Origin of the sequence: Algoriphagus sp. (genome assembly GCF_030694375.1) — a bacterium.
Taxonomy (GTDB): domain Bacteria; phylum Bacteroidota; class Bacteroidia; order Cytophagales; family Cyclobacteriaceae; genus Algoriphagus.
In genome coordinates, this window is sequence record NZ_JAUXYL010000023.1 from 181,312 (window position 1) to 194,273 (window position 12,962).

The 12,962-nt window shown below is 42.8% G+C and carries 7 protein-coding genes; 6 read left to right on the plus strand and 1 reads right to left on the minus strand.

Annotated features, from left to right (window positions below; translation table 11 throughout):
• Positions 1–61 precede the first annotated feature (61 nt).
• The 4 genes from Q8M62_RS08615 (at position 62) to Q8M62_RS08630 (ending at position 6,872) form a co-directional block, all read left to right on the plus strand.
• Positions 62–874 carry an SDR family oxidoreductase gene (locus Q8M62_RS08615; protein WP_304900592.1) on the plus strand — a complete coding sequence of 271 codons (813 nt, stop codon included), beginning with the start codon at positions 62–64 and terminating at the stop codon, positions 872–874.
• Positions 875–4,762, plus strand: a complete 3,888-nt coding sequence (locus tag Q8M62_RS08620) for an AAA domain-containing protein (RefSeq protein WP_304900591.1) — start codon at positions 875–877, stop codon at positions 4,760–4,762.
• 479 nt (positions 4,763–5,241) lie between these two features.
• Positions 5,242–5,577, plus strand: a complete 336-nt coding sequence (locus Q8M62_RS08625; RefSeq protein ID WP_304900590.1) for a helix-turn-helix domain-containing protein — start codon at positions 5,242–5,244, stop codon at positions 5,575–5,577.
• Complete coding sequence (locus Q8M62_RS08630) at positions 5,571–6,872, plus strand: type II toxin-antitoxin system HipA family toxin (RefSeq protein ID WP_305668076.1); 1,302 nt, start codon at positions 5,571–5,573, stop codon at positions 6,870–6,872. Before Q8M62_RS08625 ends, Q8M62_RS08630 begins: the two co-directional genes overlap by 7 nt.
• Positions 6,873–6,957: 85 nt before the next feature.
• Here Q8M62_RS08630 and Q8M62_RS08635 read toward each other — a convergent pair whose 3' ends face one another.
• Positions 6,958–7,728, minus strand: a complete 771-nt coding sequence (locus Q8M62_RS08635; RefSeq protein ID WP_304900588.1) for a YdcF family protein — start codon at positions 7,726–7,728, stop codon at positions 6,958–6,960.
• A gap of 267 nt (positions 7,729–7,995) precedes the next feature.
• On the opposite strand from Q8M62_RS08635, the gene Q8M62_RS08640 reads away from it, so the two are divergent.
• Complete coding sequence (locus Q8M62_RS08640) at positions 7,996–10,941, plus strand: FAD-binding and (Fe-S)-binding domain-containing protein (protein WP_304900587.1); 2,946 nt, start codon at positions 7,996–7,998, stop codon at positions 10,939–10,941.
• A gap of 145 nt (positions 10,942–11,086) precedes the next feature.
• Complete coding sequence (locus Q8M62_RS08645) at positions 11,087–12,961, plus strand: carboxypeptidase regulatory-like domain-containing protein (RefSeq protein WP_304900586.1); 1,875 nt, start codon at positions 11,087–11,089, stop codon at positions 12,959–12,961.
• Position 12,962: the final 1 nt, after the last annotated feature.

A 12,962-nucleotide genomic window follows, 5' to 3' on the forward strand; every position in this document is an offset into this window, starting at 1 on the left:
TAGCTTCCTTAAATCATTCCTTTTCCCTCAATTCCCTATCTTTACAGGCGAAAATGAACCCATGAAACTCAAAGACAAAGTCGTCATTATCACAGGTGCAACTTCCGGAATTGGGGAAGCATGCGCTTTGGTTTTTGGTAAGGAAGGTGCAAAAATCGTCATTACAGGCCGTAACCAAGAAAAGCTTGACTCAAGTTCAAAACAACTGAAGGAGCTGGGGATCGAGGTTTTGCCCATTTTGGCAGATGCTGCATCTGAAAGTGACAACAGATTAATTACCGAAAAAACCCTAGCACTGTTTGGTAGAATTGATATCCTGATCAACAATGCCGGGATATCGATGCGAGCACTTTTTCAGGATGTGGATTTGGAGGTTTTCCGAAAGGTGATCGATACTAATTTTTGGGGGACGGTTTACGCTACCAAATTTTGTCTCCCTGCTATTCTGGAGTCGAATGGATCGATCATTGGGATTTCCTCAATTAACGGCTACCGGGGTACTCCTGCGCGAACTGCTTATACTGCCAGTAAATATGCGATGAACGGATTTTTTGAATCGCTCCGTACGGAAATCATGAATCAGGGCGTTCATGTTATGATTGTAGCGCCGGGTTTTACAGCCTCAAATATCCGTAACAGTGCCCTGACTGCCCATGGAAAAACTCAGGGAGAATCCCCGAGAGATGAGGGTAAAATGATGACTGCGGAAGAGGTGGCAGTCGAAATATTAAAGGCGACATTGAAACGAAAAAGAGATCTGATTTTAACCACGCAGGGAAAATTGGCGGTGTTCCTCAATAAGTGGGTACCAGGAATTATGGATGGAATAGTCTTTCGTGAAATGGCCAAGGAAAAGGATTCTCCTTTGAAATAAATGAGCGATTCCATTTTTCAGACCTACCTCAATCGGCTCACAGACCTGTCTTCCAAAAACAAGTCGCTCTATATGCCAAAGATCGAGGGCTCAGGAATGATTGATATCCGTGATTTCGATTTTTTAAATGGTGAACCGGCCTTCGGAGTGCTTCAAAATCTCATTCAGGGGAAAAGGCAAATTCCCCTCATTCCTGAAATTGACCCCAGGTTAGGCGATACGAATCAACTTTCAAAAAACCTATCCAGACTTGCTTTTAGGGATCAATTACTTCAGGAAGAGACCGGCGAGCTAAGCCTTTTTACAGGATGGCCTTATGTGGAGGGAAAGTTAATCAACGGCCAAATACTAAGAGCTCCGATTCTGCTCCTTCCGGTGAGTTTGAAAAGGGAAAAAGGAAACTGGTACTTATTGGCCGAAAATTCATGGCAATGGAATCCTGCGTTTCTTTTGGCCTATAGGCATGCGATCAGAAGCGAAATCAACACAGAATCACTGGATGAGGCTTTGCAGGGATTTGCCACTGATTCCATAGAATTTCGAACTCAACTTTCAAAAATTATATCTGAAAATTTCGCCCTACAACTCAGTGCGGTAATTTTCGAAGATCAAATTACCCCTTTTCCCAATTCTCAAATCAGCTTGGATCAAAGTGTTTTTGAAGATGGGAAATTAAAACTTAAGACCTACGCGGTCCTGGGTCAATTTGCCCAGAAAGGAAGTTTTCTTTTTAGGGAGTACGAAGAATTGATCTCAGAGCAATCCGAAATCTCACTGGAGGGGCTATTTCAACAGTTCTTTGCGAATGATGAGAATCTACCCATTCCTAGTGAAGAGCAGCTTTTTCCGGTTTTTCCACTAGATGCTTCTCAGGAAAATGTTCTGGTAAAAGTTCGTCAGGGGAAAAGCGTTGTTGTCGAAGGTCCACCTGGCACGGGCAAATCTCAACTGATCGCCAATTTGGTTTCTGATTACATCGCAAGAGGAAAAAAAGTGCTGGTCGTGTCCCAAAAGCGTGCTGCTTTGGATGTGGTCTTTGAGCGAATGGAGAAGGCGGGGTTTGGGGATTTTTTGGGATTGGTGCATGATTTTCGTGCAGATCATAAGCTGCTGTATGAGAAAATCAAAAAGCAGATAGATTCGATAGAACCTTATCAGGAATTAAATCGGGGAATCGATTCGATTCAGTTGGAGCGTGAGATTTCCCGGCTTTCCAGAACGATATCACGACTCTCCGAAAAGTTTGAGAATTTTCGTTCTGAACTTTTCAATCCACAACCTGCCGGAATTCCTGTCAAAGCAATGTATAGAAATGTGGCATTGGATAAGCCGGCATTACGTGAATCCGGTCTTTTGCTCAAATTGGATTACCAACAATCCCTTGATTTTGAAAAGGAGTTCAAGATTTTCCACGGATATTCTAAAAAGTTCAACAACACTTTTTGGGAAAATCGGATATCTTTTTCAGCAGTGGAGCCGGGAGATTTTGGGAGAATCCACCAAAGTTTGCTAGACTTAGATAGGATCAGAAAGTCATTTCCCTCTGGTTTTGAGCAGCGTAGATGGACTGATTTTTTAAGCTCGATTATCCATTCGACAACAGCCTCAGAGCGGCTTTTCCATCTACAAGAAAGCCTGAATCAGCTTCCAAAGGCTAAGATTTCTTTTTCCCTTCTATTTCAAAAAGTAGAAATCAAAAAACTGAATCAGATTCAAAGGTGGATTATCAAAGCCCAAACTGAGCTTTCAAAGTTGAGTTTGGTCAATATGTCTGAGTTGAAAAATCTAGAAATTCTAAATTCTGAATTGGAGATTTTACTTCCAAAATCGAAATCTTTTTTTGGAAAAATCTTTGCCGCTTGGAGTAAAAGTAAGTTTCCGCTAAGCTTTCAGCTTATGGATGGTAATGGACTTAAACTCAATTTTGAATCCCTTTCCCAAATTCAGAAAGAAGCCAAAACCCTTATTCGATTGTTTAACGAATATTCTGACTTGCCTCTTGTTCAGGGTTTTCCGAGGGAGCAATTTTCTCCGGAAAAACTGGACGAACAATTGAAGCAGATTAATCATATTTTGAATTGGGAAAAGCTTTGGAATGATTTTCCCGAGATTCAATACTTGACTTCCTGGGCCAAATTGGAGTTTGTATCGTTTCAATCTCAATTATCAACTCTTGCAGATTGGACGCGGGAATTTCAGAAATCAGTACAAGGCTTGCGGCTGTGGCTTGTTCCAAGTCAAATTATGGCTGGGCTGAGTGATAATTCTAGCCAGTTTTCATTTGGTAATGAATTGATTCTAAATCAGGCTTTCTCGGAGTTAGTAGCGTTTGATCGTTTTCTCAAAAATTGGGAGCCGGAGAAAAGACAATTAGCTGAAGCGCTGGAAAGTCAATTTGCAGATCAGCAGGAGGGAGCAAAAGTCTCTGCATTTCGAAATGGCTGGTATCTCGCCTGGATTGCGGAATTGGAACGTAGAACCCCTTCGCTTGCCGAGGCGGGAAGTTTGAAGTTGGCTCAGGAAATGGATGAACTGAAAACGGCAATTCTGGAAAAGCGGAAAATCTCCCGGCACATGGCTTTACTCCGACTTCGGGAGCAGGTAAGTTCGCAACTTGAGTTTAATCGCCTGGGGAATCGGTTGACTTACCGTGAGCTTTTACATCAAGTCAGTAAAAAACGGCAGCGTTGGTCAATTCGCAAGCTGGTGGAGGAATTGGGAGTGGAGGTTTTTAGAATTTTGCCTTGTTGGCTGGCAAGTCCGGAGACAGTTTCGGCTTTGTTTCCTTTGCATCAGGATTTTGATCTGGTCATTTTTGATGAAGCTTCCCAATGTCCGGTGGAACGGGGTTTACCTGCCATGCTCCGCGGAAAACAGGTGGTTGTTGCGGGTGATTCCAAACAACTTCGACCTTCCGACTTTTATCAGGTCAAATGGGAATCGGACGGGGAAGGCATGGAATATGAAGCTGAGTCACTTCTGGAATTGGCGGGACATTTCTTTGAAAAAAATCAGCTAAAAGGCCATTATCGTTCCGAAGACCCGGCTTTAATTCATTTTTCCAATGCACATTTTTACGAAAATCAATTAGAGACTTTGCCTGATTACCAAACTGTCAAGATTGGAAAATCGCCCTTTTCCTGGGAAAAAACAGAAGGAATCTGGGAAAATCAGATGAATAAAATGGAGGCGGACGCAGTGGTGGAACGGGTGAAAACCATTCGAGAAAGCTATCCTGAGGATTCGATTGGAATCGTGACCGGAAATTATTTCCAAATGGAACTGATCCGGGAGAAGTTGTGGAAAGCAGGTATTCAGGATGGGGAAATTAAAGTTCGGAACATCGAAAATGTGCAGGGAGATGAGTTTGATCAGGTGATTCTTTCTTTGGGATATGCGCCCAATCGTGAAGGGAAGCTGATCACTAACTTTGGTCTTCTAGGTAAGTCAGGAGCTGAAAATCGGCTGAACGTAGCGATCACGCGAGCGCGAAAGATGATGCATGTGATCAATTCGATCGAACCGGAGGATTTCCGTTCCGGACAGCTTCAAAATCCGGGTTTGATATTGCTAAGGGAGTTTTTGGGTTTTGTGAAAGCTCAGTCGAAAGTTCGGAATATTCCGACTCCAGACGTAAAGACCTTGGGTTACGAATCAGACTGGAGTCTAAAAAGCAAACTACTGGAATCGGATGCCGCTTTTTCAAAGGAAATCCCTTCTTCTGTGATGGACTTGTTGAAGATAGATTTTGCTGGTGATCAAACTGCTGTTTTGACGGATGATCAGCGATTTTTTAATTCACCAACAGCCAAATCTGCTTTGGCTTATCATCCTATTTTGCTGGAGGAGAAAGGCTGGATTTGGGAATGGGTGTGGAGCAGGTTTTAGAAGGCTGAATTCATAAGTAAGAAAGTTTACCTGCCGGAAGTAGGCTGAAAAAGTAGGCAGTGGCAGTATGCTTTATAGAAGAAAGAGACGAGATATAATAAACAAGACAGAGGCAAGAACCGAGATGCAAGAGCTGAGATTGTTGAGAGTCAAATATTTTTTATTAAATCCTTTATATATACTTTATTGCACTATAAATCAGTCATTAAATTTTAATTTATTGATTAATGAATGATTTATCATTTATTATTCAATTTTTTCCTGTAATTTTTCTTCTGACTACTTACCTCTTTGGCTGTAGCGAATTGAATCGATTTCTTTGTTTTTTTTACATCGTAATACTTATGTCTTGAAACTAGTGTCTTTGCGTATTTCGATTCTTGGCTCTTGTTTCTTGCATCTAGCCTCTAAAATCTAATTTTGATTGATTTTTCATTCATTAAATTGTATATTTGATCATAATGAATGAATTTTAAGTCATGGATATAGCGCAGTTATCGGATATGGCGATCCTCAGGATGATTGGGGATTTCATCAAAAAGAAGCGAATGGCACTCAATAAGACCCAGGATACTCTGGCTGAGGAGGCGAGCATCAGCAGGTCTACCTTAAGTTTGCTTGAGCGGGGAGAGAAGGTTAATCTCATCACGCTGATTCAGGTGCTTCGGGTTTTGGATGAGTTGCAGATTTTAGAGGCTTTTGAAGTGAGGCAGCAGATCAGTCCGATCGAATACATCAAGCTTCAAAAGAAATACGAGCGTCAGCGGGTCCGCAATACTGATGTGGCTGCCGATAATCCTCCCTCCGAATGGTAATTGCAGCTGAGGTCTGGATTTGGGGTAAATTGGCTGGAGCAGTGCTTTGGGATGAATCTCAACAATTAGCCAGTTTTGAGTTTGACGGTGATTTTTTGAATTCGGGCTGGGATATTGCGCCGATAACCATGCCTTTGAGTCAGGGTAAGCGTCTTCATTCCTTTCCGGAAATCCGGCGTGGGCGAAGTGATTCTTTTGATACTTTCAAAGGACTTCCGGGGCTTTTGGCAGATATGCTTCCTGACAAGTACGGCAATCAACTCATCAATGCATGGTTGGTGCAAAATGGCCGTCCCACGGATAGTCTTAATCCGGTCGAATTGCTTTGTTTTATAGGGAGAAGGGGAGTAGGAGCACTGGAAATCAAGCCTTCATTACGAACCGAGATGGCAATGGCGACAGATTTGGAAATTGACAGTCTGGTAGGCATGGCCAATAAAATCCTGAATTCAAGGGAGGATTTTCGAACGGATCTTTCGAAGGAGGAGGAAGCTGCACTGACGGATATTCTTAAAATAGGCACCTCGGCAGGTGGAGCCCGTGCCAAAGCGGTCATCGCTTTTAATCCCAAAACCGGAGAGGTGAAAAGTGGTCAGGTAGAGGCGCCAAAAGGCTTTTCACACTGGTTGATTAAGTTTGACGGAGTGACAGATACACAGTTTGGGACATCGGTTGGGTATGGTCGTGTGGAAATGGCCTATTACCTGATGGCTCAGGCGGCCGGGATTCAGATGAATGAATGTAGACTCTTGGAGGAAAACGGTCGGGCGCACTTCATGACCAAGCGTTTTGACCGGACGGATGATGGCGGAAAAATCCACATGCAGAGCCTATGCGGATTGAGGCACTTTGACTTCAACCAAGTAGGAGTTTATAGCTATGAGCAGGTATTTGAGACGATGCGAATGCTACGCTTGCCTTATCCTGATGCGGAGCAGCTTTTTGTGCGGATGGTATTTAATGTTTTGGCCAGAAACTGTGACGATCACACCAAAAACTTTGCATTTCTGATGGATCAAAGTGGTAAATGGAGCTTATCACCGGGCTATGATATTTGCCATGCTTACCGACCGGGAAGTATGTGGGTAAGCGCTCAATCGTTGATGGTGAATGGAAAAAGAGAAGGGATTTCTGATGATGATTTTTTGGAAGTGGCCCGAAAGATGAATATCAAAAAACCACTGGAAAAGATTGAATCTGTCAAAAAACCGATACGGCTCTGGAGGGAATTTGCCAATGAGGTTGAGGTGGGGGTGAAACTCCGGGATTCAATTCAGGCTACGCTTTTGGTTTAGTTTTTACTTCCTAAATCCTGTTGTGAATTTTACTCAATTGAAAGAAACCTGTCAATTTTTAAAAGCCTGGCAGGTCTGAAGTCTTCTACATATACCCAGCTACCTTGTACATCGCAATCCCGATCCATTCTTTCACCAATTTATGCCAATAGGTAATTGATTCGGCATCAGGATAGAACAAAGCTGGAATGTCGTATTTGATATCGTGGGAATAGTAATCTGAGGGAAAAGTAGTTGTAGTCAAACCAACTTTATCAAAACAACCCTTTGAACGGTACATGTGAAAAGCTGAGGTGATCAGGATAAATTTCTGATCGGTGGTGATCCCATTTTTCTCTAAAAACACCTTGGTAAACTGTGCATTTTGGGCCGTGTTTTTAGCCTGATCCTCAATCAAAATATCCGATTCCGGGATTCCGGTCATGAGCAGGAATCGCTTGAGGACTTCCGCTTCTGTTTGAGGATTGACAGGATTGAGTCCTTGCCCACCGGTGATCAGGATTTTCTTGATTTTGCCCATGCGGTAGAGTTGAAGCGCATGGGTGATGCGGTCTGCGCCTTTGTTGAAAAAAGTACGATCTGTGGCGGTTTTGCTCAGGTTGGTGACTCCGGTGAGGACGATGCCGATTTCATGGTTTTCGATCTGATCAAAAGACTTGAAATCCGGTTCCCAGGCTAACAGAGCTAGATTGGAAAAGAAAGGATTGGTGATAAAGAGCATAAGCCCGATTCCTGTCCAAAGACATTTTTTTCCCCATTTCCTTCGGATAAAAACGGATCCGCCCACAATTAAAATCAAAATAATGGTCAGCGGCATGGCAAAAAAACTCAGAAACTGGGAGAGATAGAAGAACATTGGAATTTGATTTTGGGCAAAGAAAGAGGGAAAGGGGTAATTTTCAAACTCATCCCGATGAATCGGGACAATGTTCAATTCTCAATTGGATATTCTTTAAACATTGAATTTGATCACTGATAATTGAAAATTTCTTAATTCTCAATTTTCAATAATCAAGTAGACCTTCCTTGAACATTTCTTGAACATTGAGTTTGATCATTGGAAATTGAACATTTTAATTTCAATCTGATTTCTCATATCAGTCGCATACCCTTATTTTTGTCCATGCCCTCAAATCAGCCTAATCTAGTTCCTCATTTAGAAAAACTTGCCACCCAACTGGATGGAAGTCTTCAATTTGATTCTTTAACAAAGACCCTTTACGCCACCGATGCTTCCGTCTATCGGGAGATTCCTCTAGCGGTAGCTTTTCCCAAGTCGGAATCAGATATCCAAAAGCTCATACGCTTCGCCACTGAAAATGGCACTTCCCTGATTCCCCGCACCGCAGGAACTTCCCTTGCCGGGCAATGTGTAGGCAACGGTATCGTAGTCGATGTTTCGAAGCATTTCACTCAAATCCTCGAATTCAACAAGGAAGAACGCTGGGTTCGCGTGCAGCCTGGCGTGGTGCGTGACGAACTCAACCGATTCCTGAAGCCTCACGGTCTCTTTTTCAGCCCGATCACTTCCACTGCCAATCGTGCAATGATCGGCGGGATGGTTGGAAACAATTCCTCCGGGACGACTTCGATTGTCTATGGGGTGACTCGCGACAAAGTAATTTCACTCAATACGATACTCAGCGATGGGAATAAGGTCGTTTTTGGAGAAATCTCTCAGGATGAATTTGACCGAAAGTGCGGACAAAAAGACCTAGAGGGAATGCTCTATCGTCAGGCTTTTGACGAACTCAATGATCCGGAGAATCGCGAAGAGATTCATGCTCAATTTCCAAAGAAATCCATTCACCGCCGAAATACCGGCTATGCGGTGGATGAATTGCTGAAGGCTGAGCTTTTCGGAGGGAAGGAGAAATTCAATTTCTGTAAGCTTCTGACAGGTTCAGAGGGAACTTTGGCTTTCACCACCGAAATCAAAATTAGCCTTGATCCGCTTCCAGATCCGGTGGAAATCGTCGTGGCGGCGCATTTTATCAGCATCCATGAAAGCATGAAATCCGCCCAAGTTGCCATGAAGCATCCGGCAACTGCGGTGGAATTGATGGATAAAATCATTCTCGACTGCACAAAGGAAAACATTGAATACTCAAAAAACCGATACTTCGTCGAGGGCGATCCCATTGCGATTCTGATGATCGAGTTCCGCGGCAAAACCCTCGATGAAGCCATGACAAAAGGGGAGGCCCTAGTAGCCGATCTGAAAGCTGCGGGCTACGGCTACGCGTATCCCATCATCGAACCAGCACGTGTAGCATCTGCTTGGTCTCTTCGAGCAGCTGGCTTGGGTCTTTTGGGAAATATACCGGGCGATCCTAAAGCTGTGGCCTGTATCGAAGACACAGCTGTCGATATCGAAGACTTGGCCGATTACATCGATGAGTTGGATGAAATCCTCAAAGGCTTCAATCAAAATCCGGTGCATTATGCGCACGCAGGTGCAGGAGAAATTCACATGCGTCCGATTTTGGATTTGAAGAAGGCCGAAGATGTGGAGGAGTTTTACCAGATTTCTTTGGCTTCAGCCAAACTGGTGAAAAAATATCAAGGTTCGCTTTCCGGGGAACATGGAGATGGACGTGTTCGGGCCGCATTTATTCCGCTGATGGTGGGAGAGAAGAATTACGAACTTTTCCGCAGGATCAAGTACAAATGGGATCCAAAAAACATCTTCAATCCGGGCAAGATCGTGGATGCCGCCCCGATGAATAAGTTTCTGCGCTATGAACCAGAAATGAAAACTCCCGAGCATAAGACCGTTTTTGACTTTTCAGCAGCAGGTGGAATTCTTCGCTTGGCGGAAAAATGTAATGGTTCCGGTGACTGCCGAAAATTACCGGGATCAGGAGGGACGATGTGTCCTTCCTTTATGGCCACCCGAAATGAGCGGGATACGACTCGTGGTCGGGCGAATACCCTGAGGGAATTTCTGACGATGGACAACAAAGAAAATGCCTTTGACCATCCCGAGATCAAGGAAGCTATGGACCTTTGCCTATCCTGTAAAGGCTGTACCGCCGAGTGTCCATCGAACGTGGACATGTCAAGCATGAAGGCCGAATTCCTGTATCAATACCAAAAAACAAACGGAATTCCCCTTCGATCCAAAGCTTTTGCTTACATCAATGAATTGAATGAATTGGGTTCGATCGTTCCTGGTATTGCCAATTTCTTCCTGAAAAATTCCTTCACGGGTGGTCTGATGAAGTCATTTTTGAATGTCGCCCCTCAGCGGAACCTGCCTGAAATCAGCTCAATCAGCTTAAGAAAGTGGTACAAAAAGAATTATGCGAGTTTGGAGGGACCAGCCAAGCCCATCAAATCGGTTTATTTCTTCGTGGATGAATTCACCAACCACAACGATACCCAAATCGGCATCAAGGCCATTTCTTTGCTGAAAAAGCTGGGCTACGAAGTGAAAGTCGTGGATCATGCGGAAAGTGGACGATCCGCACTTTCAAAGGGTTTACTGGAAAAAGCCAAAAAGCATGCGGAATCCAATGTGCGGATCTTTGACAAACTGATCGATGGCAATACGCCATTGATAGGTTTGGAACCTTCGGCCATTCTTGGTTTTCGAGATGAATATCCACGGATTGTCAGAGCGGACTTGGTAGAAGCTGCGAAAAAGCTCAAGTTTCACGTCAAGCTGATCGATGAGTTTCTGGGGCAGGAAGTAGCTGCCGGGAATATCAAAGCAGAATCTTTCACGGCTCAACCTCAAAAGATTAAACTTCATGGTCATTGTCATCAGAAGGCTTTGTCATCGCTGAATTGGACTCAGAAGCTACTTTCGCTTCCTGTCAATTATTTCGTTGAAACCATCCCAAGTGGTTGCTGCGGGATGGCGGGAAGCTTTGGATATGAAAAAGAGCATTACGAAGTATCTCAGCAAATCGGGGAGTTGGTGCTATTTCCGGCTGTGAGAAATGCTGAGACAGAAACAATCATCGCAGCACCTGGCACTTCTTGTAGACATCAGATTGCTGATGGGACTGGGCGAAAAGCCAAGCATCCGGTGGAGATTTTGTGGGAAGCGCTTAACCTTTGAGTGCGCCGCGGCGTACTCGAAGATTTCCTTGCCTGTAGTTCTCATTACCTCTAAGATTTTGAAATCAACCACCATCAATAAAGCCAGAACAAGTCAGTTTCCGGAATAATGGGCTTTCTGGGGGCTTCAAAAAAAAAACAAGCCAATGAATTTAAAATCCTTCCACTTACTTATTGGATTAGTATGGCTTTTGGCTTCATGTCAAAAAGAAACAGAGCAACCCAATAAAGAACCCGAAAAGGGCTTTTTAAATGGTGTAATTGTAAACCAATTCGGCCAAGCAATTCCTGATGTAAAAATTGACATGGAGATGGGCAACTCCACCTTCACGACGAGTTCCAATGCTAATGGGGAATTTGAGATTGCCGGTATTTTTGTAGGGACACGATCTGTGTCTTTTTCCAAGGATGCTTTTTTGGGACAGACGCTGAAAGTAAGTATCGAAAAAGATAAAATTACCCGATTGGAGATAAATCTATTATCGGGCAAAAATTACCTGTCCGTTTCTGATTCATCTTTTCTGAAACAGTATACTCCACAGGAATGGAGCATTTCCATCCAATCCAACTCCTCTTGGATTGTAGAAAATACCTCTGCGTGGATAAAAGTCGATAAAATTGAAGGAAAGGGAAATGCGGAGATAAAATTTAATCTTGAGTCAAATGATACGCGTGATAAACGAATCGGGAAAGTCACCCTTGTTTCAGGTGATGTAAAAAAGGAAATTTTGATTGAACAAATACCTAAGGCGTTTATCTTTAAGGTGTTGCCGGTTTTAGGATATATGGATGAGAAAGTACTTAATCCGGATTCTGTTAGATTGGAGTTCAATACTCCTGTGAAAATCAAGTCCATTCAGCATAAATTTTTTTTGTGCCACCCTAACTTTCCGTTTCAATTTTTTTATAAGGAGGAGAATAAGCAAGTGACTTTTGAGTATTCATGCGGAGATCCGGGACAGTCCTATGGGTTTACCATCAATTTTGAAGATTATCACGGAAATAGTTATGAGGAAAATTTTGAGGTTGATTTTTTCGAAAAAAAAATAATTTTGGAAGGATACCTACATCGAAAAACGTTTGATAAAGATGGAACCTCGCTATGGATTCAAACCTTAGGTCAGGATTTGTTGTATAGGATTTCGTTGAATGACTTTTCTATAAAGAGTAGACTTGAACTGCCTCATGCTCCCCAGGGCTTTGCCATCAATAATGCAACAAGCGAGATTTATGTGTACTACGTAGAAAGGTCATTTGTTGACGTGTTCGACAAAAACAATTTTTCTTTGAAGAGAAAAATTCAAATGACCCCTATTTTGACTGATCATCCTGAATTTCCTGTTATTTATCCCTATAATCTGGAATTTCTAAATTCAGGAAAGGGGGTAATCAGCCTAGGTGCCAAAGGTTCCAGTGCGGTAAGGTGGTATGTGATTGACAGTAAAAAGAATGATGAAATTACCGTTCATCCGCAGTATGGGGAAAATTTTACTTTGACCATGGTGGATTTTATTCACCACAATTTCGATCATTCCAAGCTCTATTTAATGAGTCCGAATCAATTTACTAGCTATGCGGTTTATGAACAGGAGACGGATAGGATCACAATGAATAAATCAAAATATTTATTCCGTCCTATAAGAATAGTACCGAATAGGAATGACAACAGTTTCATTTTCCTCCAGAACTTTGTACAATCCATTGTTGACCCTATTGCTGGATCTGAAACGAGGAAATTTGATATCCAAGCATTAAACGACAACAGTTCAGATTTTACCTATAACCCCGATAAGCCCCTTTCTACCTATTATTATTTGTTGAAGTATTTGATGTTTTTTGACTATTCGACCGGGGAATTCAGGGAAATGTTCATGAGATTCAACGATATTTCTGAAATAGTGAGTTCTAAGGACGGGAAAAACCTTTTTCTCATCCGGAAAAATGGGACTCTATCTCCGGGAACCAACCATTACAGTACAGAGCTGATAAGAGTTCCAACTTCCTATTTCCCGAAATGGTAGA